The organism is Kribbella sp. NPDC048928 (assembly GCF_043197975.1).
Taxonomy (GTDB): domain Bacteria; phylum Actinomycetota; class Actinomycetes; order Propionibacteriales; family Kribbellaceae; genus Kribbella.
The window spans coordinates 481,346-508,298 of record NZ_JBICUC010000005.1 but is presented as its reverse complement, the minus strand read 5'-3'; the positions used below and the strand labels follow the sequence as shown (position 1 = coordinate 508,298).

The 26,953-nt window shown below is 69.5% G+C and carries 21 protein-coding genes; 7 read left to right on the top strand and 14 right to left on the bottom strand.

Features of this window, described 5'->3' with window-relative positions:
- Positions 1-122 precede the first annotated feature (122 nt).
- The gene (locus tag ACGFI6_RS24530) at positions 123-1,889 is read left to right on the top strand and encodes a M1 family metallopeptidase (protein ID WP_393122247.1); all 1,767 of its coding nucleotides are present in this window, start codon (positions 123-125) and stop codon (positions 1,887-1,889) included.
- Between the two features lie 10 nt (positions 1,890-1,899).
- Here the strand turns inward: ACGFI6_RS24530 and ACGFI6_RS24525 are convergent, their stop codons facing one another.
- Entirely contained in the window at positions 1,900-2,760 is an 861-nt protein-coding gene (locus ACGFI6_RS24525; RefSeq protein ID WP_393122245.1) for a GNAT family N-acetyltransferase, read from the bottom strand.
- A 103-nt stretch (positions 2,761-2,863) separates the two neighbouring features.
- Between ACGFI6_RS24525 and ACGFI6_RS24520 the strand changes: the two genes are divergently transcribed.
- On the top strand, positions 2,864-3,538 hold the full coding sequence (locus ACGFI6_RS24520; protein WP_393122243.1) for a GntR family transcriptional regulator: 675 nt from the start codon (positions 2,864-2,866) through the stop codon (positions 3,536-3,538).
- A gap of 13 nt (positions 3,539-3,551) precedes the next feature.
- Here the strand turns inward: ACGFI6_RS24520 and ACGFI6_RS24515 are convergent, their stop codons facing one another.
- The 10 genes from ACGFI6_RS24515 to ACGFI6_RS24470 all read right to left on the bottom strand — a co-directional run bounded on the left by ACGFI6_RS24515 (position 3,552) and on the right by ACGFI6_RS24470 (position 17,489).
- Positions 3,552-5,303 (bottom strand): gamma-glutamyltransferase family protein, encoded by a 1,752-nt coding sequence (locus tag ACGFI6_RS24515; protein WP_393122241.1) that lies wholly within the window; start codon positions 5,301-5,303, stop codon positions 3,552-3,554.
- Positions 5,300-6,307 (bottom strand): ABC transporter ATP-binding protein, encoded by a 1,008-nt coding sequence (locus ACGFI6_RS24510; protein ID WP_393122239.1) that lies wholly within the window; start codon positions 6,305-6,307, stop codon positions 5,300-5,302. The genes ACGFI6_RS24515 and ACGFI6_RS24510 overlap by 4 nt, the downstream gene beginning before the upstream one ends.
- Entirely contained in the window at positions 6,307-7,284 is a 978-nt protein-coding gene (locus ACGFI6_RS24505) for an ABC transporter ATP-binding protein (RefSeq protein ID WP_393122237.1), read from the bottom strand. Before ACGFI6_RS24505 ends, ACGFI6_RS24510 begins: the two co-directional genes overlap by 1 nt.
- On the bottom strand, positions 7,281-8,159 hold the full coding sequence (locus ACGFI6_RS24500; protein WP_393122235.1) for an ABC transporter permease: 879 nt from the start codon (positions 8,157-8,159) through the stop codon (positions 7,281-7,283). Before ACGFI6_RS24500 ends, ACGFI6_RS24505 begins: the two co-directional genes overlap by 4 nt.
- Complete coding sequence (locus ACGFI6_RS24495) at positions 8,159-9,112, bottom strand: ABC transporter permease (protein WP_393122233.1); 954 nt, start codon at positions 9,110-9,112, stop codon at positions 8,159-8,161. The genes ACGFI6_RS24500 and ACGFI6_RS24495 overlap by 1 nt, the downstream gene beginning before the upstream one ends.
- The gene (locus ACGFI6_RS24490) at positions 9,109-10,791 is read right to left on the bottom strand and encodes an ABC transporter substrate-binding protein (protein WP_393122231.1); all 1,683 of its coding nucleotides are present in this window, start codon (positions 10,789-10,791) and stop codon (positions 9,109-9,111) included. Before ACGFI6_RS24490 ends, ACGFI6_RS24495 begins: the two co-directional genes overlap by 4 nt.
- A 144-nt stretch (positions 10,792-10,935) precedes the next feature.
- Positions 10,936-11,436, bottom strand: a complete 501-nt coding sequence (locus ACGFI6_RS24485; protein WP_393122229.1) for a GNAT family N-acetyltransferase — start codon at positions 11,434-11,436, stop codon at positions 10,936-10,938.
- A gap of 145 nt (positions 11,437-11,581) precedes the next feature.
- Positions 11,582-12,769: an SWIM zinc finger family protein gene (locus ACGFI6_RS24480; protein WP_393122227.1), complete on the bottom strand. Its 1,188-nt coding sequence runs from the start codon at positions 12,767-12,769 to the stop codon at positions 11,582-11,584.
- Positions 12,766-15,567 (bottom strand): DEAD/DEAH box helicase, encoded by a 2,802-nt coding sequence (locus ACGFI6_RS24475; RefSeq protein ID WP_393122225.1) that lies wholly within the window; start codon positions 15,565-15,567, stop codon positions 12,766-12,768. The genes ACGFI6_RS24480 and ACGFI6_RS24475 overlap by 4 nt, the downstream gene beginning before the upstream one ends.
- A 47-nt stretch (positions 15,568-15,614) precedes the next feature.
- Complete coding sequence (locus tag ACGFI6_RS24470) at positions 15,615-17,489, bottom strand: ABC transporter ATP-binding protein (protein WP_393122539.1); 1,875 nt, start codon at positions 17,487-17,489, stop codon at positions 15,615-15,617.
- 155 nt (positions 17,490-17,644) lie between these two features.
- Here ACGFI6_RS24470 and ACGFI6_RS24465 point away from each other — a divergent pair, with 155 nt between their 5' ends.
- The 4 genes from ACGFI6_RS24465 to ACGFI6_RS24450 all read left to right on the top strand — a co-directional run bounded on the left by ACGFI6_RS24465 (position 17,645) and on the right by ACGFI6_RS24450 (position 22,933).
- Positions 17,645-18,403, top strand: coding sequence for a TetR/AcrR family transcriptional regulator (locus ACGFI6_RS24465; RefSeq protein ID WP_393122223.1), 759 nt, complete (start codon positions 17,645-17,647; stop codon positions 18,401-18,403).
- A gap of 65 nt (positions 18,404-18,468) precedes the next feature.
- A complete protein-coding gene (locus tag ACGFI6_RS24460) occupies positions 18,469-19,137 on the top strand; it encodes a TetR/AcrR family transcriptional regulator (RefSeq protein ID WP_393122221.1) in 669 nt (222 codons plus the stop codon).
- Complete coding sequence (locus ACGFI6_RS24455; RefSeq protein WP_393122220.1) at positions 19,137-20,870, top strand: ABC transporter ATP-binding protein; 1,734 nt, start codon at positions 19,137-19,139, stop codon at positions 20,868-20,870. Before ACGFI6_RS24460 ends, ACGFI6_RS24455 begins: the two co-directional genes overlap by 1 nt.
- Positions 20,867-22,933 (top strand): ABC transporter ATP-binding protein, encoded by a 2,067-nt coding sequence (locus ACGFI6_RS24450; RefSeq protein ID WP_393122218.1) that lies wholly within the window; start codon positions 20,867-20,869, stop codon positions 22,931-22,933. The genes ACGFI6_RS24455 and ACGFI6_RS24450 overlap by 4 nt, the downstream gene beginning before the upstream one ends.
- Positions 22,934-23,073: 140 nt before the next feature.
- Here ACGFI6_RS24450 and ACGFI6_RS24445 read toward each other — a convergent pair whose 3' ends face one another.
- Positions 23,074-23,646 carry a CGNR zinc finger domain-containing protein gene (locus tag ACGFI6_RS24445; protein WP_393122216.1) on the bottom strand — a complete coding sequence of 191 codons (573 nt, stop codon included), beginning with the start codon at positions 23,644-23,646 and terminating at the stop codon, positions 23,074-23,076.
- 85 nt (positions 23,647-23,731) lie between these two features.
- Here ACGFI6_RS24445 and ACGFI6_RS24440 point away from each other — a divergent pair, with 85 nt between their 5' ends.
- The gene (locus ACGFI6_RS24440) at positions 23,732-24,880 is read left to right on the top strand and encodes an MFS transporter (RefSeq protein ID WP_393122215.1); all 1,149 of its coding nucleotides are present in this window, start codon (positions 23,732-23,734) and stop codon (positions 24,878-24,880) included.
- Here ACGFI6_RS24440 and ACGFI6_RS24435 read toward each other — a convergent pair.
- Together ACGFI6_RS24435 and ACGFI6_RS24430 are read right to left on the bottom strand one after the other, a co-directional pair.
- Positions 24,842-26,032 carry a M20 family metallopeptidase gene (locus tag ACGFI6_RS24435; RefSeq protein WP_393122213.1) on the bottom strand — a complete coding sequence of 397 codons (1,191 nt, stop codon included), beginning with the start codon at positions 26,030-26,032 and terminating at the stop codon, positions 24,842-24,844. The two genes, ACGFI6_RS24440 and ACGFI6_RS24435, sit on opposite strands and share 39 nt — an antisense overlap.
- On the bottom strand, positions 26,029-26,949 hold the full coding sequence (locus tag ACGFI6_RS24430; protein ID WP_393122537.1) for a 5'-3' exonuclease H3TH domain-containing protein: 921 nt from the start codon (positions 26,947-26,949) through the stop codon (positions 26,029-26,031). The genes ACGFI6_RS24435 and ACGFI6_RS24430 overlap by 4 nt, the downstream gene beginning before the upstream one ends.
- Between the last annotated feature and the right edge of the window lie 4 nt (positions 26,950-26,953).

The following is a 26,953-nucleotide window of genomic DNA, read 5'->3' as shown; positions in this document are numbered from 1 at the left end:
AGTCTGCCAAGTCAGTACCGTCCATGGGTTTTGGCACGGTGGTGCGGGTGGCTCAGATTGGCCGTCCGATCGGCCCGCGACCTGGGTACTGTTCCCCGGACGCCTCACTCGGGGAGTATCCCTTGACGCACGATCGCCACTCCTATGCCGAGCCGGATCTGGTTCGGAGCACCCATCTCGAGCTCGACCTCGCGCTCGACTTCGGTCAGCAGGTGCTGTCCGGCAGCGCGACGCACACGCTCGCCTGGACCGGCCGCGCGGACCGGCTGGTTCTGGACACCCGCGACCTCACGGTGCTGGGCGTCGAAGGGCAGACAGCCGACGGCTGGGAGCCGCTGGAGTACAGCCTCGCCGTACCGGATCCGGAGCTCGGTTCCGCGCTGACGATCCGGACTGCGAACCACCCGCGGGTGAAGGTCAGCTACCGGACCGCTCCGACCGCGACCGGCCTGCAGTGGCTGGATCCGGCGATGACGGCCGGTGGCGTGCTGCCGTTCATGTTCAGCCAGTCGCAGGCGATCCACGCCCGTAGCTGGGTCCCGGTTCAGGACACCCCGAGCGTCCGGTTCAGCTACGCGGCGCACGTCACCGCGCCGCCGGAGCTGATGGTGCTGATGAGCGCCGACAACGGCACGACGTCGCGCCGTACCGGCTCGTACGACGTCGTGATGCCCGAACCGATCCCGTCGTACCTGCTGGCGATCGCCGCCGGCGACCTGGTGTTCGAGCCGCTCGGTGAGCGCTCCGGCGTGTGGGCCGAGCCCGCGACCGTCCGGAAGGCCGCGACCGAGTTCGTCGACACCGAAGAGATGATGCGGGTCACCGAGGAGCTGTTCGGCCCGTACCGCTGGGGCCGCTACGACCTGTTGGTGCTGCCACCGTCCTTCCCGTACGGCGGCATGGAGAACCCGCGGATGACGTTCGCGACGCCGACCGTGGTGATCGGCGACAAGTCGCTGGTCAGCGTGATCGCGCACGAGCTCGCGCACAGCTGGTCCGGCAACCTGGTCACGCAGGACAGCTGGGACGACATCTGGCTCAACGAGGGCTTCACGTCGTACGTCGAGAACCGGATCGTCGAGGCGGTGTACGGGGCCGAGTTCGCCGAGATGGAGACCGCGATCAAGCAGCACGCGACCGTGGTGAAGCTGGACCCGCTGACGCCGGCCGAGCTCGCCGTCGAGCTGCCCGGGCTGCACCACCGCTCCGAGTACCACGGGAAGACGTCGACCGGACCGCTGAAGGGCTCGTGGTTCCTGTCCTGGCTGGAGGCGCGATTCACACGGGAGGTCTTCGACCCGTTCCTGCGCGGGTACTTCGACCGGTTCGCGTTCCGCAGCATCAACACCGACGACTTCGTCGCACACCTGCGCGAGCACCTGCTGACGCCGCACCCGGACGTGGTGACCGACGACGAGCTGGCCGCCTGGCTGTACGAGCCTGGCATCCCGGCGTTCGCGGAGCGCGCCGCGTCCGAGCGGTTCCAGGTCGTTGACGAGGCCCGTACCAACTGGCTGACGACGGGCGAGCTGCCGCACGGCGCGGAGCGGTGGACGACGCAGGAGTGGCTGCGGTTCCTCGACGCTGCGCCCGACGTACTGAGCCCGTTGTTGCTGCAGCAGCTGGACCGGGCGTTCGGACTGACCGGGACGGCGAACGGCGAGATCGCCCGGCGCTGGTACCAGATCGTTGCCGCGAGCAGCTACGAGGCCTCGTACGCGGAGCTGGCCGAGTTCCTGACCAAGGTCGGCCGGATGAAGCTGGTACTGCCGGTCTACCACGCCCTGGCCGGCACCGACCGCGCCTTCGCCACCGAGGTCTTCGCCAAGGCCCGCCCCGGCTACCACCCGATCACCACGGCCGCCGTACAGAAGATCCTCGGCCAGTAGGTAAGAGCGGCTAGAGGTCGAGCTTGCGGCGGTGGACCTGTGCCTGGGGGCGGTAGCCGAGGCGGTCGTTGGTGCGGCGCATCGCAGCGTTCGTGTCGACGGTGTCGGTGAGCAGACCGGCGAGATCGGGGAACAGGCGGCGCACCTGGTCGATCTGCGCGGCCTTCATCCACAGCGCGAGACCCTGGCCGCGATGCTCGGGGAGGACGGCGGTGCCGTACAGCTGCCCGTCGCCCTTCCCGTCGCCCGACACGACGACCTCCGTGAAGCCGGCCATCCGGCCCTTGCGGTCGAGAACGGCCACGACGAACAGGCGGTCGCCGCGCTGTTCGATGACCTGCGCCGCGTACCGGGTCCGATCGACGTCCCAGACGTCGACGCCGGCCGTGATCGTTCCGGACGGCGCGTCCGCCATGCCGGCGCGCGCGTCGGTGAACGTCTGCACGAGCTCGTCCGGTACGACGCCCTCCCAGGACACCAGCCGGTAGCCGGGGACGCCCGGTACGTCGGGCGTGCGCTCGGCGAGGTCGAGCCGTGCATAGATCAAGGTCAGACCGAGCGCGAAGCGGTGGTACTCGAGGAATCGGTCGCCGATCGATCCGGCGTCGGCGTCGGTGATGATCGTCCGTACGTCGTGCTCGTGCGCGCCCGCGACGACGGCGCGCAGCAGCATCGTGCCGATCCCTTGGCGACGCTCGGCCGGGTGCACGTTGAGCTCGAACTCGGCCAGGTGCGCGTGCGTCCTCCGGCTGTCGAGCCGGAGGAACGCGGAGCCGACCGGTGTGCCGTCGGGCCGCGCGGCAAGCCAGGCGATCCGGCGGCTGAGCGGCCGGAAGTCGGGATCGGTCAGGGGAATCAGTCTGATGCTCAAGCCGTCAACATAACCCTGCCCGGGATCAGTGTGGGAGCAGGTGCCGCGCCGAGGCGGATCGACTACCGTGGCGCGCAAGCCAGAACGGGGAGAGGAGTCCGGGGTGGACGAGCTGGACGAGGCGCGGGTCATCCGGACGATCGGCGCCGACCATGTGGCGCTCCGCGAGCAGGTGCTCACGGAGCTGCGCCGGCGGATCGTCGACGGCGAGTACCGCGAGGGCGAACGGCTGACCGAGACGCGGCTCGCCGACGACTTCGGTGTCTCCCGGAACCCGGTGCGCGAGGCGCTCCGGGTGGTCGAGGCCGAGGGCTTCGTACAGATCCTGCCGCGGCGTGGCGCCGTCGTCACCACCCTCGACGAGACGGCTGTCCGCGACCTGTTCGCCGTACGGCAGCAACTCGAGACGCTCGCGGCGGGGCTGGCTGCCGAGCGCGCGACGCCGGAGGGCATCGCAACCCTGCGCGACCTGGTCGATCAGGCCGAGGCCGCGACGAAAGCCTCGGACTTCGACCGGGTCGCGGAGCTGAACAGCGAGTTCCACCGGGCGGTCATCGAGGTCAGCGGGAACCGTTGGCTGCACTCGATCTCGACCGCGATGTACCACCATGTGCACTGGGTGTTCCGGGTCGGTGCGGCGCAGCGCGCGCCGCACTCGTCCGAGGAGCACGTGCGGCTCGTGGACGCGATCGAGGCGGGCGATGCGGAGACCGCCAGCACCGCCGCCCGCCTCCACGTCGAAGCCGCCGCGCAAGCCGCCCTCCGCCCGACTGCCTAACTTCTTCAACCCGTCAGCGGCCGACGGCGTAACCCTGCATGCCGCGGGGGTTGGCGGCTGCGGCGAGTACGCCGTCCGCCTCTTTCCGTACGGCACACAGCCGCCCGAGGCTCCACGGATCGGACTCGGTGACGACGTGCCCACGCCGTATGAGTTCGTCCTGCACCGCCTTGCCGACCCGGCTCTCCACGGCCAGCCCACCCGGCTCCATGGCGCGCGGGTAGAACGACGACGGGAAGCCAGTCGTGTGCCAGGCCGGCGCATCGATCGCCTCCTGCAGGTCCGTCCCGGCGCCCAGGTGCCGCAGCAGGAACAGCAGCTGCCACTGGTCCTGCTGATCGCCGCCGGGCGAACCGCACGCCATCACCGGCTCACCGTCGCGCAGCACGAGCGTCGGTGTCAGCGTGGTCCGCGGCCGCTTGCCGGGCGCGAGCGAGGCCGGCAGCCCGTCCTCGAGCCAGAACATCTGCGCGCGACTGCCGAGGCAGAACCCGAGCTCGGGGATCGTCGGCGACGACTGCAGCCAGCCGCCGCTCGGCGTCGCCGAGATCATGTTGCCCCAGCGGTCGACCACGTCGACATGACAGGTGTCGCCGCGGGTTTCCCCGACCGGCGACACTGTCGGTTCACCGGTCGTCGCGTCGCCGCTTTCGTTGCCGGTAGCAATCGATGCAAGGATCGGAGTACGTCCGTCGGGGCTGCCCGGCCGGAGCTCCAGCGAGGCCTCGGAGCCGATCAGCTTCGCGCGCTCGGCGGCGTAGGCGGGGGAGAGGAGAGTGTCGAGCGGTACGTCCGCGCCGTCGCCGTACCAGGCCTCGCGGTCGGCGTACGACAGCTTCATCACCTCGACCGTCGTGTGCACGCCCTCGGCGCTGTCGAGATCGACCTCGCCGAGCGCCGCCAGCACAGCGAGCGACTGCAGCAGGCCGGGACCCTGACCCCACGGGCCGGTCTTGGCGACGGTGTACCCGTTCCAGTCGTACGTCGCCGGGTCCTCCCAGGTCGCCTCGAACGCGGCCAGGTCGGCGCCGGTGATCAGGCCGCCGTGGTCCGCGCCGCTGGAGTCGCGGTGCGGAATCTTCGAGAACCGGTCGATCGCCTCCGCGACGAACCCTTCGCGCCAGGCCTTCCGTGCCTGCTCGATCTGGGCGACCCGATCCGCGCCGGTTCCTTCCCGGACCAGCCGTTCGAGCGTCGCGGCGTACGCCTCGTTCCGGAACCGGCCCGCGACCGGACGGCCGTCCTTGAGCCAGAGCGCGGCGGACGTCGGCCAGTGCTCCTCGAACAGTTGCTGCACGGTCCCGATCGTGTCCGCAACGCGCGGTACGAGGGGATGCCCGTTGCGGGCGTACTCGATGGCGGGTTCCAGTACGACGCTGAGCGGCAGCGTGCCGTAGTCGCGCAGCAGAATCAGCCAGGCGTCGACTGCGCCAGGAACGGTTGCGGCGAGCGGACCGGAGCCGGGAACCAGCGTCAGCCCGAGCGAGCGGTAGTGCTCGATGGTCGCTCCGGCCGGCGCTACGCCCTGCCCGGACAGCACCCGCGGCGCCGGGTCGTCGGCGGTGGAGATGATCGCCGGCACCTCACCACCGGGTCCGTTGAGGTGCGGCTCGACCACGTGCAGCACGAACCCGGCCGCGGCGCTCGCATCGAACGCGTTGCCGCCGAGCTCGAGGATCCGCATCGCCGACTGCGACGCGAGCCAGTGCGTGGACGAAACCATCCCGAACGTACCGCGCAGCGTTGGCCGGGTGGTGAACCTCATGGAGCGACTCCTTCTGTCGTGGTCCGTACATCTGGTCCGATTCCGTCGTCGTTCACCAGGTGACAGGCGACCTGGTGTCCACCTTCGCCGATCGTGCGCCGCTCCGGTACGACTGTCCGGCATGTGTCCACCGCGACCGGGCAGCGGGTGTGGAAGCGGCAGCCCGGCGGCGGGTCGATCGCCGACGGCAGGTCGTCGCCGAGCAGCACCGGCCGGCGGGCACGCTGCTCGGCGGGGTCGGGTACGGGCGCGGCGGACAGCAATGCCTGCGTGTATGGGTGCGCGGGCTTGCCGAAGATCCGGGTGCGTGGCCCCTGCTCGACGAGCTGGCCGAGGTACATGACGGCAACCTCGTCCGCGAGGTACTCGACCGCGGACAGGTCGTGCGTGATGAACAGGCACGCGAACCCGAGGTCACGCTGCAGGTCGGCGAGCAGGTTCAGTACGGACGCCTGGACGGAGACGTCGAGCGCACTGGTCGGCTCGTCCGCGACGAGCAACCGCGGCTCGGAGATCAGCGCGCGGGCGATGCTGACGCGTTGCCGCTGACCGCCGGACAGCTCGTGGGGTGCGCGCTGCGCGACCTCGGGCCGCAGCCCGACCCGGCCGAGTTCCTCGGCGACCTTCGCCGCGATGTCCTTGCGGCGCATCAGGCGGAGCGGTTCACCGACGATGTCGCCGACCGACAACCGCGGGTCGAGCGAACCCGCCGGGTCCTGGAAGACGATCGAGACGTCGCGCCGGTGCGGCCGCAGCTGCCGTCGGTTGAGGTGGGTGATGTCCGCGCCGGCCAGCCGGACGGTGCCGCCGCTCGGCTCGAGCAGCCGGACGATGCAGCGGCCGACGGTCGACTTGCCGGAGCCGCTCTCGCCGACGAGCGCGACCACGGTGCCGGAGCGGATCCGCAGCGTGACGCCGTCGACCGCCCGGACCGGCCCGAAGTGCATGACGAGGTCCTCGACCTCCAGGGCAGGAGCCTGGTCGGGATGTGCGGTGGCGTCCATCAGACCTCCACTTGGGCGTTCCAGCAGGCGACCCGATGCGCGCCGGTCGTCAGCTCCGGCTGCGACGACGTACAGGTGTCGAGTGCGCGCGGGCAACGGTCGGCGAACGTACAGGCGTCGGGCTGTTCGGTCAGTACGGGCACCAGCCCCGGGATCTCGTTCAGCCGCTGGGACTCCGCGTACCTCGGCGCCGCGGGGGAGGCGCCGAGCAGGCCGTTGGTGTACGGGTGCCGCGGATGCGCGAACAGTTCGTGCACCTCGGCCGTCTCCACCACGCGGCCCGCGTACATCACGGCTACCCGGTCCGCGAGGTCGGCGACGACGCCGAGATCGTGGGTGATCAGCACGATGCTGGTGCCGAGCCGTTCCCGCAGCTCCCGCAGTACGTCGAGGATGCCGGCCTGGATCGTCACGTCGAGGGCCGTGGTCGGCTCGTCGGCGATCAGCACCTTCGGGTCGCAGGCGACCGCCATCGCGATCATCACGCGCTGCCGCATGCCGCCGGAGAGTTGGTGCGGGTAGTCGCCGACGCGGCGCTCGGCGGACGGGATGCCGACGAGCTTGAGCAGCTCGATCGCGCGCGCCAGCGCGGCCTGGCGGTTCAGTCCGATGTGCGTCCGCAGTACCTCGATGATCTGGTGGCCGACCGTGAAGACCGGGTTCAGCGAGGTCATCGGCTCCTGGAAGATGTACGCGACCTCGCGCCCGCGGATCGAACGGAGCGTGCGCTGGCCGGCGCCGATCAGCTCGGTGCCGTCGAGGACGACCGAGCCGGTGACGGTCGCGGTCCGGGGGAGGAGCCCGGCGATGCTCATCGCCGTGACGCTCTTCCCGCAGCCGGATTCGCCGACGACCGCGAGCACCTCGCCGTCGCCGACCTCGAGGCTGACCCGGTCGACCGCGGACAGCGGCCCGTCCTCGGTCCGGAAGGTGATCGACAGGTCCTTCAGGGTCAGGATCGGCCGTTGTGCGGTCATCGGCGGCTCGCCTTCGGGTCGAGGGCGTCGCGGAGACTGTCGCCGACGATGTTGAACGCGAGCGTCAGCAGCATGATCGCGACCCCGGGCATCACCGCGGCCCACGGTGCCCGGGACGCGAACTGCTGCGCGTCGGCGAGCATGGTGCCGAGGCTCGGGGCGGGCGGCTGGATGCCGAGCCCGAGGAACGACAGCACCGCCTCGCCGAGGATCGCGGCCGGGATGCCGACGGTCGCCTGGACGATGATCGCGGACCCCGCGTTCGGCAGGATGTGCCGGCCGAGCACCCACGCGTCGCCGGCGCCCTCGACGACCGCGGCCGCAACGAAGTCGAGCGACTTCAGCCGGAGCGTCTCGGACCGGACGATCCGGATCATCCCGGGGATCTGCGCGATGCCGATCGCGATCGCCGCGTTGCCGAGGCTGGCACCGCGGATCGCCGCGAGCCCGACCGCGAGGATCAGGAACGGGAACGCCAGCACCAGATCGGTCAGTCGCGAGATCAGCGCGTCGACGGTCCGGAAGTACCCCGCGATCAGTCCGAGCGGGATGCCGACCACAAGTGAGAACGCGACCGCGAGAACGCCGACGTGCAGCGAGGCGCGCAGACCGAACATGATCCGGGACAGCACATCGCGGCCGAGGTCGTCGGTGCCGAGCAGATAGCCGGCCGTCCCCGGCGGGGAGAACGCGTTGTTCAGATGGTTCTCGGTCGGATCGTGCGGGGCGAGCCAGTTCGCGAACACGGCGAGAATCACCGCGAGCACCAGTACGGCGAGCCCCGTCAACGCCAACGGGTTGTGCAGGATCCGGCGTACCACCCGGCGCCGGTTGCTGCGCAACGCTACCGGCGTGATCGCTTCGGCCACGGCCATCAGGCTTCACCTCGTACGCGGATCCGCGGGTCGATGACGGAGTACAGCAGGTCGACGAGCAGGTTGATCACGATGTACGCCGTCGCCGTGACCAGGACGACCGCCTGGATGACGGGATAGTCACGCTGGAAGACGGCGTCGACGGTCAGCTTGCCGAAGCCGGGCAGCGCGAAGATCCGTTCGGTGACCACGGCACCGGAGATCAGCGCGCCGAGCTGGAGCCCGACAACCGTCACCACGACGATCAGACTGTTGCGCAGGGCATGCTTCCCGACCACGGCCATCGGCGGAAGGCCTTTCGCCTCTGCCGTACGGATGTAGTCGGCCGACAATGCGTCGAGCATCGACGACCTGGTCTGCCGCATGATGACCGCGGCCAGGCCCGTACCGAGGATCACCGACGGGAGGATGAGGTGATGCAGATTGGCCACCGGATTGGTGAAGAACGGGACGAAGCCGGAGGCGGGGAAGAGGCCGAGGGCAACCGACAGGTACAGGATCGCCATCAGCCCGAGCCAGAAGTGCGGGACCGACAGGCCGAGCAGTGCGAGCGCGTTCGCGGCCCACTCGGCCGGGCGCCCACGCCGTACGGCGGCGAGCACCCCGGCACCGACACCGATCACGCCGGCGATCAGGATCGCGAGCGCCGACAGCTCGATCGTCACCGGCAGCGCGCTGAAGATCATCGACCGCACCGACGCGCCGGTCCGGATCGACTGCCCGAGATCGCCACGCGCTGCGTGGCTCACGAACTGCCAGAACTGCACCAGCCACGACTGGTCGAGCCCGTACTGCTGCCGGATCGCCCGCAGCGACTCGGGATCACGATCCTCCCCGGCCAGCGCCAGCGCCGGATCCCCCGGCAACGCCCGCACCCCGACGAATACCACGATCGTCGCCAGCACGAGCGTCACCGCGGACTGCCACAACCGGCTGAGGAGGTAACGCCTCACTTGGAGAACCCTGCGAAGGCGGTGCGGATCACCCCGTCGGGGTAGACCTGGATGCCGAGGAGCTTCTTGGAGACGCCGGTCAGGTTGCGCTGCCGGTACATGTAGATGATCGGGTCGTCCTGCTGCAGCTTGGTCGTCACCTCGCCGTACAGCTTGACGCGCTCGGCGTGGTCGGTCGACTGGCGTGCATCGGTGAGCAGCTTGTCGACGTCCGGGTTGCTGTAGCCGGAGACGTTCTGGCTGCCGCTCGTACCGACGAAGTTGAAGATGTTCGCGTCCGGGTCGACGCGGCCGGACCAGCCGAGCTGCAGGAGCTCGAAGTCACCACGGTCCTGCTGGTCGAGCAGCGCGGCGTACTCCACCGGCTTGATGACGAGCTCGAACCCGCCGTCCTTCACCATCCCCTGCAACGCCTGCGCCAGGCGCAGACTGTCCGGGTTGTTGGACGTGATCATCTCGACCTTGTACGGCGTGGTCACGCCGGCGTCGGCGAGCAACTGCTTGGCCTTCGCCGGATCGTGCGCCGGGCAGACCTGCGCGGCGTCGGACGTGAACTCGCTCTTCGGCGAGACCGGTGAGCACGCGACCGTGTTCAGGCCGTTGAAGATCGACTTCACCAGCGCCTCGCGATCGATCGACAGGGCGAGCGCCTGGCGGACCCGCGGATCCTTCGCGATCGGCGAGTCGAGCTGTTTCAGCGGATTACCGATGCCGTTGGCGTTCCCGATGTTGACCGTCAGGCCCTGGTACCCGAGCGACTGCGACTGCAGCACGCTCACGGTGTCGTCCTTCAGCAGGGTCGGCGCGTCCTGCGTCGAGAGCGAGTCCGCGACCTGGGCGTCACCCGACTTGAGGTTCGCGGACCGGATGCTGGCGTCGGTGATGATCCGGTACTCGATCGCGTCCAGGTGCACCTTGGCGGCGTCGTAGTACTGCGGATCCTTGACGACCTTGATCGAGTTCTGCGGGACGCGGCTGGCGAACTTGAACGGGCCGACGCAGACGGGTGCGTTGGAGAAGTTCGCGCCGAGCTTGCTGACCGCGGCCGGGCTGAGCACCATGCCGGCCCGGTCGGCGAGCGCGGCGGTCAGCGGGGCGAACGGCTTGGACAGCTTGATCACGACGGTCTTCGGGTCCGGCGTCTCGATCGAGGTGATCGGGCCGAGCTCGCTCTTGCGCGCGGAACCGGCCAGCGTCAGGTGCCGGTTCAGCGAGATCTTCACGGCGTTGGAGTCGAACGTGCCGCCGTCGGCGAACTTCACGCCCTGCTTGAGCGGGATCGTCAGGCTCAGACCGTCCGACGAAACAGTCGGCAGCGCGGTCGCCAGCTGCGGCACGACCTTCGCGTCCGACCCGAGGTCGTACAGCTTCTCGCACATCGTGTGGAAGACGTAGCGCGAGTAGAGGCTGCGGGACAGTGTCGGGTCGAGCTTGTCGGGATCCGCGGACAGTGCGACCGTCAACGTGCCGCCCTGTTTGACCTGCGCCGCGTCGGCGGCCTCGCCGAACACGTCCTGCCCGGCGGTCGACTGCCCACCGCCTGACGCAGTGTCGTTGGTGGAGTCAACGGGTGAGCACGCGGCGCCGATCAGGGCCAGCGCGACGACCGCGCCGGCCCCGATCACACTCCGGCGGCAGGTACTCGAGCTGAATCGGTTCAATGCGAGTCGACGAGTCATCGCTTGCTCCTGAGTAGGCGGGGTACTGTCGACTGTTTCATGTATACAAGGTGGATGCGCAAGTGATCCGGCGAGTTTGAGTGAACCTTTTACGACCGCCCCACGTGCTTCGTGTGGGGCGATCCCTGCCTGCCCTGCGACGAGTCAGACGGTGACCGGGTACGTGAGCGTCCCGGTCGGAACCGCGTGGTTGCCGAGAGCTACGGCCATCATGTTCGGGCCGTCGAACTGCGGGTGATGGATGCCGAACTCGGTGGCCTGACGGAAGCCGAAGCGCGGGTAGTACTCCGCGTGTCCGAGCACGACCGCCGCAGGCTCGGGGCGATCACGCGCCGTCGCCAGCGCTGCTCGGACTGCCGCACCACCGGCGCCTTGCCGCTGGTAGGCCGGCAGCACCGCGACGGGCCCGAGTGACAGGACCGGCACATGGTCCACGTGACAGCGGGTGAGCAATGCATAGGCGACCGGTTGGTCGTCGGGGGTGGTGGCAACGAACATCAGGCCGGGGATCCAGGCGACCGGGTCGGCGCGGTGCGCGTCGAGGAAGCCGACCTCGAACTCGCGGCCGAATGCTGCGCGGGTGATGTCACGGAGGGTCTCGAGGTCGGAAGTGGTCTCGACACGGGTGTTCCAGGTGATGGACAACAGAGGTCCCTTTCGGAGGATTCAGTGGGGGAGTTGACAAGCCGTCTTCGCTGCCGGACGTGCGGCAGCGCGGGATCGCGCGGTCATCAACTCCACCTCCTCGTTCCTCCGAAGTCGCCTTCACCTTAACCAGTGGGCGCGGCGCTCACCACTCCATTACGAGCGGATCGCTGGAGGGCGGACCGGTCGGCGTCCAGGTGTCACCGACCCGGCGGTACGGGTGCCAGCGGCCGGCCCGATCGAGCCGGAGCTGGACGTCGGCGCCGAGGGTCAGCTGGTTCGCGGAGGTGGTGATCGGGAGATCGTCGCCGGCCGCCTCGAGCTCGGTGCGGGCGCGGTTGAGGTCGGCCGGGTCCGGCGTCCAGGTGTGTTCCAGTACGTCGAGGCCGGGTGCGCCACCGTACCGCCAAGCTTGGATGCCGAGGGCAACATCCTCGTCGGGCGCGAGGACGGGGAAGTCCGCGGCGAGCCGAATCGTGTCCTGCCACTCGTCGAGTGGTTGCGGTGCAGGGGAGCCGTGCAAGAGAGCGTTGAGCAGGGACCTCGCGCGGCGGGCCGCGTCGAGCACGAGCAGCTGGAGCGTTGCCGGGCCGAGGCCGTCGGGTGGCTCGATGCCGGAGACCGCAAGCTGCTCGATGGTCACCTTCGCCGGCAGCTCGGGCGGCTCCGGAAGCTCGGCCGCCGGGCCGCTGAGTACGTCGGTGGCCGCGACTCCAGCCTCCGACGCTCTGCCTGCCTCCTTGCTGTCTGCAGCGGTCTCGTCATCGGTTGGTCTGCTCGCTGCGGCCTGCAGTTCGGCGAGGAGGTCCTCGCGGGTTCGGCCGCGGAGGAGGAGCAGCACGAACGGGTCGGCGTCGAGGAGCCAGGCAACCTGGTAGCACAGCGCGGCCGCGTGCTGGCAGGGCAGCTCCCACGCGTCGCAGGTACAGCTGGGATCGAGGTCGCCGATGCCGGGCAGGAGTGTGACGCCGGCATCCGCCGCGGCCTCGACGAGCTTGTGCGGCATCTCGCCGTCCAGCAGGGCAGCGATGTGGCCGGCGCGAGAGGCGACCTGCTCGCGGAGACGTCGCCAGTCGTCCTCGTTGAGCTCGTCGACCTGCACAACGGACTCGTACGTGTCCTCGGGTGCGTACACCGTGGCATTGATCCGGCCCGGGCTGATCGTGATCGTCCCCACCTGACCCGAGTTCGCGTAGCGGCGGCCTCGGCGGAGCTGCTCGGAGTCGAGTGAGGTGTCTTCCATCGCCTGCACCCAGGCACGCGCCCACCACGACCGCCCACGCGTACTGCGCCGTTGAGCCGGGAACGCCGGGAACCCTTGTGCGGCAGTCATCGCGCACCCCCACGCAGCTCGACGAGATCGGCCAACTCGGTGTCGGAGAGCTCGGTGAGCGCCGCCTCGCCGCCAGCGAGAACGGCGTCGGCCAACTGGCGTTTGGTCGCGAGCATCGCGGCGATCCGGTCCTCGATGGTGCCCTCGGCAATCAACCGGTGGACCTGCACCGGCCGCGTCTGCCCGATCCGGTACGCGCGGTCGGTCGCCTGATCCTCGACCGCCGGGTTCCACCAGCGGTCGTAGTGCACGACGTGCTCGGCGCGGGTCAGGTTCAAACCGGTGCCGGCCGCCTTCAGCGACAGGAGGAACACCGGCACCTCACCGGCCTGGAACCGGTCGACCATCTGCTCACGCTGCGGGATCGGCGTGCCACCGTGCAGCAGCTGTGATCCGATCCCGCGATCGGTCAGGTGCCGCTCGAGCAGACGCGCCATGGCGACGTACTGCGTGAAGACGAGCACCGCGCCGTCCTCGGCGACGATGGTCTCGAGGAGCTCGTCGAGAAGTTCGAGCTTGCCCGACCGGCCGGTCAGCCGCGCATCGTCAGGCTCCTTGAGGTACTGCGCGGGATGGTTGCAGATCTGTTTGAGGCCGGTGAGCAGCTTCACGATCAGGCCCCGGCGGGCCATCCGGTCACTGGCCCGGACCGCTTCCATCAGCTCGCGGACCGTTGCCTCGTACAACACGACCTGCTCGCGGGTGAGCGAGACGGGTTGATCGGTCTCGGTCTTCGGCGGGAGCTCCGGGGCGATGCCCGGGTCGGACTTCTTCCGCCGGAGCAGGAACGGCCGGACGAGTTTCGCCAGCCGGGCGGCGACCTCCTCGTCCTTGTCCGCCTCGATCGGCGTCGCCCACTGCGTCCGGAACGTGCCGAGCCGGCCGAGCAGCCCCGGCGTCGTCCAGTCGAGGATCGCCCACAACTCGGAGAGGTTGTTCTCCACCGGGGTGCCGGTCAGCGCGACCCGCGCCTTCGCCGGTACGGTCCGGAGCGCCTTCGCCGTACCCGAGGAGGGGTTCTTCACGTGCTGGGCCTCGTCGGCGACCACGAGCGCCCAGGGATGCCCGGCGAGCCGCGCGGCGTCGCGCCGGAGCGTCCCGTATGTCGTGAGCACGAAGCCGTCCTGCGCCTCGTCCAGGGAGCGGGAGGTGCCGTGGAAGCGCCGGACCGGAGTGCCGGGGGCGAAGCGCTGGATCTCGCGCTCCCAGTTGCCGAGCAAAGAGGCCGGGCAGACGACCAGAGTCGGGCCGGCGGTGTCGGCGGACTGCCCGCGGTGCAGGTGCAGGGAGATGAGGGTGATGGTCTTGCCGAGGCCCATGTCGTCGGCGAGACAGCCGCCGAGGCCGAGGGACGTCATCCGGGCGAGCCAGCGGAGCCCGCGGAGTTGGTAGTCGCGGAGCGTCGCCTCGAGACCGGGCGGGGACTCGATGGGGTCGTCGGCGCGGTCGGGGTCGGCGATCCGGGCGCGGAGCTCGTCGAGCCACTGCGTCGACGTGACCGTGATCTGCCGGCCGTCGATCTCGGTGGTGCCGGTGAGGGCGGCGCCGAGCGCGTCGATCGGGGTGACGGGTTTGAGGATCCGCTCGCGCGCCTTGCGGGCGAGCTCGGGGTCGATGAGCATCCACTGGTCGCGGAGCCGCACGACCGGGCGGGTCGCTTCGGCGAGCTGGTCGAGCTCGGACTCGGTCAAGGGGTCGTCGCCGAGCGCGACCTGCCAGCTGAAGTCGAGCGTCCGGTCACCCTGGAAGAATCCGGGCAGGCTGCTTGGCGGCCCGTCGGCGGAGGTGATCGCGGCGCGCGCGGTCAGCGACCGGCCGAGGCTGCGTGGCCAGTGCAGGTCGATGCCGGCGGCCGCGAGCCGCTGGGCCGATCCGGCGAGCAGGTCGGCGACGTCCTCGTCGGCGAGGTCCATCCGATCCGGTACCGCCGAGTCGAGCAGCCGGCCGAGCGGTTGCCAGACCCGTGCGGCCCGGCGGATCGCGAGCGTGGCGTCGATGCGCGCCCGCGGGCCGAAGCCGGCGACATCAGCCGCCCAGACGTCGTACGCGTCGCTGACCAGGGTCGGGTCCTTGAGGCTGTGCAACTGAACGACGGCGCCGAACGCCTGGCCCTCGGCCAGCTCGATCCGCAGCGAGATCCGGACGCCCGAATCGAGTCCGGCCGAGACCTCGTCGGCCCAGGTCCGGAGCCGGTCGGCGCGCTGCGATGCGGTCGCGGTGAACAGGTCGGTCCGATGCACCTTCGCGGCCGCCGGCGACCGGGGCATCCCGTCGGCCACCGCGTCGAGGAACTCCCGCACCAGCTCCTCGGCCACCGGCAACCGAACGCCAGACTCGCTGGACGGTGTGCTGACGGGGAGAGCGCGGGCGGATGCCGGCATGGACCCCGCGAGCTGCAGGAGCCGGTTGATGTCGTCGGTGTCGAGCGGGCCGACCCGCCAGGCGTCGTGTCCGGCGGGGGAGACGCCGGGCAGAAGCTTGCCACGGGCAACCAGCTGCAGGGCGACGAGTGAGGCTGCACCCCAGTACGCCGCCGACGGATGCGCACCGGGCGCCCGCCGCAGCCGCCCCAGAATCGGCACCGCCTCCGCCACCGGAAGCTCGATCGCCCGCACAGCTTGCAACTGCACGCCGTCGAACCCGTCGTCCGGGACGAGCGCGAGGTCGGTCTGGTCACCCAGGCCGAGGGGGAGAGGGTCGCCGGCCGGGTCCCAGAAGGCGACCCGGCTCGTGCGTGGTGGATCGGCCGGACGGAAAAGTACTGCGCATCCGGCCAGCTCGCGCCCCGTGTCCAGCAACCCTTCAACCTCCGTATCGACAGTACCGGCAGGACCGACAGTGAATCTCAGACCGGAACGGCTTTGTCCGCCCCAGGCTGCTCGAACTGCGTCCTGTACAGCTCTTCGTACCTTCCGGCGGCGGCCAGGAGCTCGGCGTGCCGGCCGCGCTCCACGATGCGGCCGTCCTCGATCACCAGGATCTGGTCGGCGGCGCGGATCGTCGACAACCGGTGCGCGATCACCACCGCCGTACGTCCGGCCAGCGCCTCGGTGAGCGCTGCCTGCACCGCTGCCTCGTTCGTCGAGTCGAGAGCGGCGGTCGCCTCGTCGAGAATCACCACCCGCGGCTGCGCGAGCAGCAACCGGGCGATCGTCAACCGCTGCCGCTCACCACCGGACAGCCGGTACCCACGCTCGCCGACGACCGTGTCGAGCTGATCGGGCAACGACCGGATCAACTCGAGCAGCCGGGCCCGCTCGAGCGCATCCCACAGCTCCTCCTCGGTGGCCTCCGGCCGCGCGAGCAGCAGGTTCTCCCGGATGGAGTCGTGGAAGAGGTGACCGTCCTGGGTCACCATCCCGAGCGTCTCGCGCAACGACTCCGCCGACACGTCGCGGACGTCGGCGCCGGCGAGCTTCACGGTCCCGGAGTCGACGTCGTACAGTCGGGGGATCAGCTGGGCGATCGTCGACTTGCCGGCGCCGGACGACCCGACCAGCGCGACCATCTGCCCCGGCTCGGCACGGAACGAGACGTCGTGCAGGACCTTGACCCCGCCGCGGGTGTCGAGCTTCGCGACCTCCTCGAGCGAGGCCAGCGAGACCTTGTCCGCGGACGGGTACGCGAAGCTCACCCCGGTGAACTCGACCGTGACCGGCCCCTCCGGCACCCGCTCCGCGTCCGGCTTGTCCTTGATCAGCGGCTCCAGATCCAGCACCTCGAAGACCCGCTCGAAGCTCACCAGTGCCGTCATCACCTCGAGCCGCGCGCTCGCGAGTGCGGTCAGCGGCGAGTACAACCGGGTCAGCAGCAGCGCCATCGACACGACCGCACCCGCGTCGAGCTGGTCCCGCAGCGCCAGGAAGCCACCGAGTCCGTACACGACGGCGAGCGCCAAGGCTGACACCAGGGTCAGCGCCGTCACGAAGATCCACTGCACCATCGCGGTCCGGACGCCGATGTCACGCACCCGGCGCGCCCGGTCGGCAAACTCCGACGACTCCCGCGCCGGGCGCCCGAACAGCTTCACCAGCGTCGCACCAGGCGCCGAGAACCGCTCGGTCATCTGCGTGCTCATCGTGGCGTTGTAGTTCGCGGCCTCGCGCTGCAGGCCGGCCAGCCGGGCCCCGAACCGGCGCGCCGGTACGACGAACAGCGGCAGGATGATCAGCGCGAGCAGCGTGATCTGCCACGACACGCGCAGCATCACCACGAGCGTGAGCACCAGCATCACCAGGTTGCTGACCACGCCTGACAGCGTGTCGCTGAACGCCCGCTGCGCACCGATGACGTCGTTGTTCAGCCGGGAGACCAGCGCGCCGGTCCGGGTCCGGGTGAAGAACGCGATCGGCATCCGCTGGATGTGGTCGAACACGGCCGTCCGCAGATCGAGGATCAGCCCCTCACCGATCTGCGCCGACAGCCACCTGGTGAACATGCCCAGCCCGGCCTCCGCGATCGCGATCGCCGCGATCAGCAGCGAGAGCCACAGCACGACGTGGAACGCCTTCCCGCCGACGATCGCGTTGACCACCTGGCCCGCCAGCACCGGCGTCGCGACCGCAAGCACCGCCCCGCCCGTACTGAGCACCAGGAACCAGACGAGCTGGGCCCGGTGCGGTCGCGCGAACGCGAGGATCCGTTGCAGGGTGGCGCGCGAGAACGCCCGCTTCTCGTCCTGTGCGTGCATCGCGTGGTACATCGAGTTCCACGCGGTCATTTCCATACTCACGGCAGTGCTCCGCTGGCTTGGTGGGCTGGGGACGTCGATGATTCCGGACACCACCGACAAAACCCGACGCTAGGACCTCAACCAAACTCGAGGTCAATTGCGTACACTGTACGAAGAATAGCCCATCGATCAGGATCACGCACATGAACCAGGACTACAGCGGCAGCGGCGACCCGGCGAAGAGCCTCGAACTGCTCTGGCGCCGGCGCCCGCAGCCGACCCGCGGGCCGAAGCCGGCGCTCTCGGTCGAACGGATCGTGGCGGCTGCCCTGGTCGTCGCGGACGCGGAGGGCCTGGGCGCGATGTCGATGCGGCGCGTCGCCGACGACCTCGGCGTCGGGGCGATGACGCTCTACCGGTACTTCCCTGGGAAGGGCGAACTGCTCGACGTCATGCTCGACAGCGTGTACGGCGAGCTGCCGCGGCAGGTCGTACCGGGGGACTGGCGGGCCAGGCTCGACGAGGTCGCACGGGAGAACCGCGAGCTGTACCTGCGGCATCCCTGGCTGCTCCAGGTCGCGACGAGCCGCCCGCCGCTCGGGCCGAACGTGATGGCGAAGTACGAGTGGGAGCTGACTGCGGTCGAGGGGATCGGGCTGAGCGACGTCGAGATGGATGCGACCGTCGCGCTCGTCAACGGCTACGTACACGGGGCCGTCCGGACAGCGGTGGAGGCGCGGTCGGTGATCCAGCGGTCGGGGATGACCGACAAGGAGTGGTGGCTGGCGCACGTACCGCACCTGGATCAGATCAGCGACCTGGAGAAGTTCCCGCTGTCGGCCCGCGTCGGGACCGCCGTCGGGAGTGAGTTCGACGCGCCGTACGATTCCGAACACGCATTCGAGTACGGTCTGGAGCGGCTGCTCGACGGTGTGTCCGCGCTGGTCGCGCAGCGTCGCTGAACCGGTCTGCACCAACTGGGTAAATGAAGTTGTGAGTGAGTACTCACTCAGTTACCTTGGACTGCGTGAGCCCACGAGCGACCCCACTACCACCCGAAGAGCGCCGGGCTGCCATCGTCGAGGCGACGCTGCCGCTGCTCGAGGAGTTCGGACCGGAGGTCAGCACCAAGCAGATCGCCGAGGCGGCCGGGGTCGCCGAAGGCACGATCTTCCGCGCCTTCGGCAGCAAGGACGCGCTGATCCAGGCGGTGATGGTGACCGCGATGGACACCACTGACCTGATCAGCGCGCTCGAGGGCGTCGACCGGTCGCTGCCGCTGCGGGAGCGGACCATCGCGGCGGTCGCGGTCGGCCAGTCCCGGTTGCGGCGGGTCTTCCGGCTGATGATCGTGATGCGGCTGCAGCGGCCTCCGGACCTGAAGCAGTCACCGATCGACGAGGCGCGCCGCAAGCGCCAGTCAGAGCAGGCCAACGCCGCGTTCGCGGACCTGCTCCGGCCGGACGCGGACCAGTTGCGGCTCCCGCCGGAGGAGGTGGTCCGGATGATCGGGCTGCTCACCTTCTCCGCCACCCATCCCATGATTTCCGGCGGCCACGCGCTGACCGCCGAGGAGATCGTCGACCTGGCCTTCGACGGTCTCCGCAAGCACCACACCGGTCAGCCACCGGCTTCCGAGGAGGTCGTCGAGTTCGCGCTCGGCGGCGCCCGCCGTCACGACTCTGGGGATGATTGATGTTACTTCGCGTCTTGCGTACGCACCTGCGTCCGTACGCAGGCAACCTGACCCTGGTGGTGATCCTGCAACTGATCGGGACCATCGCCTCCCTCTACCTGCCGAGCCTGAACGGCGACATCATCGACAACGGTGTGGCCAAGGGGGACACCGGCTACATCGTCGGTACCGGCGGCTGGATGCTCGGCGTCAGCCTGGTGCAGATCCTCTGCACCATCACCGCCGTGTACTTCGGCGCCAAGACCGCGGCGCTGTTCGGCCGTGACGTCCGGGCGGCCGTCTTCCACCGGGTCGGCGAGTTCTCCGCCCGCGAGGTGAACCAGTTCGGTGCGCCGACACTGATCTCGCGCAGCACCAACGACGTACAGCAGATCCAGATGCTCGTGGTGATGACCACGACGATGCTCGTCGCCGCGCCGATCACGATGGTCGGCGGCGTCATCATGGCCATCCGCGAGGATGTCGGCCTGTCCTGGCTGGTCGCGGTCGCCGTACCGCTGCTGGCCGGCTGCGTCGGGTTCATCGCCAGCCGGATGGTCCCGCAGTTCCGGAAGATGCAGAAGAACATCGACGGGGTGAACCGGGTGCTGCGCGAGCAGATCTCCGGCATCCGGGTGGTCCGCGCCTTCGTCCGCGAGCCGCACGAGGTCGAGCGCTTCGGTACCGCGAACGAGAACCTGACCGACACCGCGATCCGGGCCGGCCGGCTGATGGCGCTGGTGTTCCCGACCGTGATGCTGATCCTGAACGTCTCGAGCGTGGCGGTGCTGTGGTTCGGCGCCGGCCGGATCGACAGCGGGAAGATGGAGATCGGCGCCCTGACCGCATTCCTGAGCTACCTGATCCAGATCCTGTTCTCGGTGATGATGGGCGTGTTCGTGATGATCATGGTGCCGCGGGCCTCGGTCTGTGCGGACCGGATCTCCGAGGTGCTCGACACCGACTCGTCGGTGCGTCCGCCGGTGACGCCGATCAAGACCTTCACCGGTCGCGGCCAGCTGGTCTTCGAGGGCGCCTCGTTCCAGTACCCGGGTGCCGCCGAGCCGGTACTGCGGAACGTCAGCTTCGTCGCTTCGCCGGGCGAGACCACCGCGATCATCGGTAGCACCGGTGCAGGCAAGACGACACTGCTCTCGCTGGTTCCACGGTTGTTCGATGCGACCGACGGACGCGTGCTCGTCGACGGCATCGACGTACGCGACATCGAACCGGAGGCGCTCTGGGAGCGGATCGGCCTGGTCCCACAGCGTCCGTACCTGTTCTCCGGCACCGTGGCCAGCAACCTGCGCTACGGCAATCCGGACGCAACCGACGAGGAGCTCTGGCAGGCGCTGGAGATTGCCCAGGGCAAGGACTTCGTCGAGGCGATGGCCGAGGGGCTCGAGGCGCCGATCGCCCAGGGCGGCACGAACGTGTCCGGCGGTCAGCGGCAGCGGCTCGCGATCGCGCGGGCCCTGGTCCGACAGCCGGAGATCTACCTGTTCGACGACTCGTTCTCGGCGCTCGATCTGTCCACGGACGCCCGGCTGCGAGCGGCGCTGCGGCCGGTCACCCGGGACGCGTGCGTAGTGGTCGTCGCACAGCGGGTCTCGACGATCATCGACGCCGACCAGATCGTGGTGATCGAGGACGGTGCGATCGTCGGCAAGGGAACCCATGCGGAGTTGCTCGACAACTGTCCGACGTACGTCGAGATCGTCGAGTCGCAGCGGTCCGCGGAGGAGGCGGCATGAGTGAGCAGGAGAGGCCGTCCGACACGCCGTCGGAGAACGGCGAAGCGGCCAAGACGGTCAAGGCCACCGAGCGACCGACCACCGGGCGCGGGTTCGGCCCGCCGGGAGGGATCCCGGGCGACAAGTCGATGACGTTCCTGCCGTCGGCGAAGCGGCTGCTCGGTCGGCTGCGGCCCCAGCGCACGAAGGTTGCCGGTGTCGTACTGCTGGCGATCTGCAGCGTCGGCCTGTCGGTGATCGGCCCGAAGATCCTCGGCCGGGCGACCAACATCATCTTCGCCGGCGCGATCGGCAAGCGGCTGCCGAGCGGCGTCAGCAAGGAACAGGTGATCGAGCAGGCGCGTGCCTCCGGCAACGGCCGGTACGCCGACCTGCTGAGCGGGATCGACCTGATCCCGGGCGTCGGGATCGACTTCGATGCCCTGCGCAACGTTCTGCTGATCGTCCTGGCGCTGTACGCCGGGTCGTTCTTCCTGTCCTGGGCGCAGGGTTACATCCTGAACGGCGTCGTCCAGCGGACCATCCTGAGTCTGCGCGCCGACGTCGAGGACAAGCTGAACCGGCTGCCGCTGAGCTACTTCGACGGTGCGCCGCGCGGCGAGCTGCTCAGCCGGGTGACCAACGACATCGACAACATCTCGACCAGCCTGCAGCAGACGCTGAGCCAGCTGCTGACCTCGCTGCTGACGGTGATCGGCGTCATCACGCTGATGTTCGTGATCTCGCCGGTGCTGGCGCTGATCGCGTTGATCACGATCCCGATCACGATGCTGCTGACGGCGGCGATCGCCAAGCGGTCCCAGGCCCGGTTCATCGCCCAGTGGCGGCACACCGGTGCGCTGAACGGCCAGATCGAGGAGGCGTTCACCGGGCACGAGCTGGTGAAGGTCTTCGGCCGGCAGAAGGAGATCGAGGGCGAGTTCGCGAAGAAGAACAACGAACTCTTCCAGGCCGCGTTCGGTGCCCAGTTCATCTCCGGGCTGATCATGCCGGTGATGATGTTCGTCGGGAACCTGAACTACGTCGTGATCGCGGTCCTCGGCGGACTCCGGGTCGCGTCCGGCACGATGTCGCTCGGCGACGTACAGGCCTTCATCCAGTACTCGCGGCAGTTCACCCAGCCGCTGACGCAGGTCGCCTCGATGGCCAACCTGCTGCAGTCGGGGGTGGCGTCGGCCGAGCGGGTGTTCGAGGTCCTGGACGCGAAGGAGCAGGTGCCGGACGACGCGACGCCGGAGAAGGTCACCGACGCCCGCGGCCGGGTCGCGTTCGAGCACGTGTCGTTCTCGTACGACCCGGACAAGCCGCTGATCACCGACCTGAGCCTGGTCGCCGAACCGGGTCAGACGGTCGCGATCGTCGGCCCGACCGGCGCCGGCAAGACCACCCTGGTGAACCTGATCATGCGGTTCTACGAGCTGAACGGCGGCCGGATCACGCTCGACGGTGTGGACATCACCGAGCTCACCCGGCACGACCTGCGCTCGCGGATCGGCATGGTGCTGCAGGACACCTGGCTGTTCGGCGGCACGATTCGCGACAACCTGCTGTACGGGAACCTCCAGGCCACCGAGGAGGACATGCTGGCGGCGGCCAAGGCGACGTACGTGGACCGCTTCGTGCACAGCCTGCCGGACGGGTACGACACGGTCATCGACGAGGAAGGCAGCAACGTCAGCGCCGGTGAGAAGCAGCTGCTCACCATCGCCCGCGCGTTCCTGGCCAACCCGCAGTTGCTGATCCTGGACGAGGCGACGAGCTCGGTCGACACCCGTACGGAGGTCCTGGTGCAGCGCGCCATGGCCGCCCTCCGTTCGGACCGTACGAGCTTCGTCATCGCGCACCGCCTGTCCACCATCCGCGACGCCGACCTGATCCTGGTGATGGAGAACGGCGCCATCGTCGAACAGGGCAACCACCACGACCTCCTCACCCTGGACGGCGCCTACGCCCGCCTCTACAACGCCCAATTCAGCGGCGCAGTAGTAGACATAGACGAAGAAGCAGCAGCCCTAACCCCCACCCCCACCCCAACCCCAGCCGCCGGCCCCATGGCCCGCTGACCCGACCCATCTCAGCCGCAGGTTCTGCGTGCGTGTTGTGGGTTCTCCATTCGCATACCGATGGAGAACCCATAACACGGGCGGATATCCGCCCGTGTTGTCTGCTGTTCGGGATGCCGGTGCGCGAACCCGAGCCTCTCCTAGCGGGTGGTGCGGCGGGCGTAGGCTCGGGCGGCTCGGGTTCGGTCGCCGCAGCGGGTGGAGCACCAGTGCCGGCGGCCGTGGCGGATCAGGTAGCGGTTGCAGGAGGTTGCCTCGCAGGCGGTGAGGGCTTCGGCCTCGGGGCCGGTGAGGAGGTCCGCTGCGCTCGCCGAGATGGTTGCGAGCGCGTGCTCGAGGATCTGGTTGGTCGGGCAGGGGACGGCGCGGTACGGCCCGTCGCTGTCGTCCCATCGCAGAAGCGCAGCCGTCGGCACCTGGGTGAGCGCATCGTTGACGGCCGTCAGTGCCGCGGGAAGCGCCGGTACGCCCGCGATACGCGCGGCGAACAGTGAGCGGACGTGCTCGCGGAGCGCCCGGAGCTGGGTCGCGCACAGCTCCTGTACGTCGGCGTTGTCCGGCGCGAGGTTGTGTGCGGTCAGCCAGCCGTTCACGGATGCCGGACTTCCGAGCAGGTCGACGTACTGGCCGCCGGGCAGCGCGATCGCGGTGTTCGCGAAGTCGAGCGCGAGGTAGGCGTCGGACCCGGGCGCGGGCGGCAACGGCGGCTGCATGGTTCTCATGGTACAGGTTGCGATCATCCGTGAGGTGGCGCTACCGTCTCTCACGGATAACTGGTGATCTAACCGTGAGGTGACGATGAAGCTGACGGCGTTGCTGGTGTGCGTCTTCGGGGTGACGACAGGGGAGTTCGTGGTGGCCGGGATCCTCCCGGCGGTGGCAGGCGATCTCGATGTGTCGATCCCGTCCGCCGGACTGCTGGTCACGGCGTACGCGCTGGGGATGATCGTCGGCGGTCCATTGCTCACGGCAATGACTGCGGGGCGTGCCCGGAAGCCGCTCCTCCTCGCACTGCTCGCGGTGGCTGTGACGGGCAACCTGCTCTCGGCGGTCGCGCCCGGGTTCGGCCTGCTGTTCGCGGCGCGGATCGTGACCGCGCTCGTCACCTCGACGTTCTTCGCCAACGCGATCGTGATCGCGACCGCCTCCGCGCCGCCGGAGAAGAAGGCGTCGACAGTGGCGAAGCTTGCCTTCGGCATGAATCTCGCGATGATCCTCGGTGCCCCGCTCGGCACCTGGATCGGCGAGGCGTTCGGTTGGCGCACAACGTTCGCGGCGATCTCCGCCTGCTGCGCGGCCGGGCTCGTGCTGGTGGCGCGCTTCGTGCCGGGCGGTCAGCCCGGCGTCCGCACCGGCGCGCTGGGGGAGTTCGCCGTCTTCCGCAACCGCGACCTGCTGCTCGCGATCACGATCACAGCGGTCGCGAACATCGGTCTACTGATGGTCTTCACCTACCTCGCGCCGCTCCTCACCGGACCGGCCGGCTTCACGGCCGGTGCTGTCGCACCGATGCTGTTGCTGTACGGGGTTGGCGCGACGATCGGCAACCTGGTCGGCGGCCGGCTCGCTGATCGTGCGCTGCTGCGGTCCCAGCTCGGGGCGCTCGCGCTGCTCGTCGTACTCCTGCTTGCTCTTCGCCTCAGCCCGTCATCGTTCACCACCGGCGCGCTGGTGTTCGCGCTCGGTGCCGTCGGCTTCTCGTTCCTTCCGGGGATGCAGGCGCGCGTACTCACCACAGCTGCGATGGCACCGACGCTGGCGGTCGCCGTCAACGCATCGGCGTACCAGGTCGCAGCCGCGTTCGCCGGCTGGCTCGGCGGCCGGGTCGTCGCCGGACCCGGCCTGCCGGCCATCTACCTGGTCGCCGCGGCCACGACAGTCATCGGTCTCGTACTGACAGGACTGGCGTCAGCGCGCGAGGCGGCGGACGGCGAGTTCGGCGAGTAGGGCGGCTCCGTCGGGGAGGACGGAGTCCTCGAAGTTGGCCAAGGGGGAGTGGTTGTCGGCGGCGGCGTCCGGGTCGGGGTGGGCGCAGGCGCTGAGGTTGAGGTAGACGCCGGGGACCTCGTTCAGGACGTAGGACATGTCTTCGGCGCCGCAGCGCGGGGTCGGGCGTTCGCGGAAACGGTCGGCGCCGTAGAGGTCCTCGATCACCGAACGGGCGAAGGCGTACTCCGCCGGGTCGTTGACCGTGACGGGATACCCCAGCTCGTACACGGCCTCCACCTGCAGCCCGTGCGCGGCCGCCAGGTTCTCCACCAGCTGGATCGACGAGGTCCGCGCCTTCGCACGGGCCGATTCGGAGAACGTCCGTACGGTCGCGTCGAAGAACGCGTCGTCCGGGATGATGTTCTCCTTCGTGCCGCCCGCGATCCGCCCGACCGTGAGTACCACCGGGTCGAAGACGTCGAACTGCCGCGTGATCATGGTCTGCAGCGCGGTCACGATCTCGCACAGCACCGGGATCGGGTCCTTGCCGCGGAACGGCGTCGACCCGTGCGTGCCTTCGCCGATCACCCGTACATGCAGCTGGTCGGCCGCAGCCATGAACGATCCGGGCCGGCTGCTCCACATCCCGAGCGGCTGCGACGATGCGCCGACATGCAGTCCGTACGCCGCGTCGGCCCGGCGCCCCGCCGCGTGCAGTACGCCCTCGCGGATCATGATCGGCGCGCCACCGGACGTCTCCTCGCCCGGCTGGAACATGAACACCACGTCACCCGGCAGCTCGTCCTTCATCGCGCACAGCACCTTCGCGGCGCCGACCAGCCCGGCGACGTGCAGGTCGTGACCGCAGGCGTGCATCATCCCGGGATGCTGCGACGCGAACGGTACGTCGGTGCGCTCGGTGACCGGCAGCGCGTCCATGTCACCGCGCAGCAGTACGACAGGGCCCGGGCCACGCCCGCCGCGCAGTACGGCGGTCACGGACGACAGCTCCTTGCCGAGCGTGATCTCGAGCGGCAGACCCTCGAGCGCGTCGAGGATGAGCCGCTGGGTCTTGGGCAGGTCGAGGTCGTACTCCGGCACCTGGTGGAGTGCGCGGCGCAGCGTGACGATGTCCTCGCGGAACTTCTCCGCCAGCTCGCGTGTCTTCATGCGTTCGGTCCCAGGTTCAGGGCGGACATCACGCGTTGCGCGCTGCCGCCGAGTTCGAGCAGTTCGACCAGATCGAGCCAGCGTTCGGGGTCCTTGATCGTCTGCGGCAGCGTCGCGTCGTACGTACCGACCGGGGCGTCCTTGGCGACCGCGACCACCTTCGGTGCGACGTCGAGGTAGTCGCTCGCGGCGAGGATCTTCTTCTTCACACCGGGCGCCATCGGCGTACCCGGATCGGCCGCGGCGGCGCGGATCGCGTCCAGGTCGCCGTACGCGGTGACGAGCGCGGCGGCGGTCTTCTCGCCGACACCCTTCACGCCGGGCAGCCCGTCGGAGGCGTCACCACGCAGCGTGGCGAAGTCGGCGTACCGCTGAGCGGGCACCTCGTACTTGTCGAGCAGCGCCTTCTCGTCGTACACCTCGGCGCGGCCGACGCCCCGCGCGGCGGTGTAGACGACCCGAATCCCGCGGCTGTCGTCGATCAGCTGGAACAGGTCGCGGTCACCGGTGACGACGTCGACCGGCATCGTGGCCTGGTGCGACAGCGTGCCGATCACGTCGTCGGCCTCATGGTCGGCCGCCCCAACGATCGGGATGCCGATCGCCTCCAGGCAGGCCCGGATGTACGGGATCTGCGCCTCGAGCCGGTCCGGTACGTCCTCGAGCTGCTCGCCCTTCGCCGTCACGAACTCGACCCGCTGCGCCTTGTACGAGCTGATCAGCGCGACCCGCCAGGAGGGGCGCCAGTTGTCGTCCCAGCACGCGACCAGGTGCGTCGGCCGGTGGTTCTCGGCCAGCCGGGCGATGAAGTCGAGCAGCCCACGGACCGCGTTCGTCGGCGTACCGTCGGCGGCTTTCATGGTGTCCGGTACGCCGAAGAACGCGCGGAAGTACAAGGAAGCGGTGTCGAGCAGCATCAGC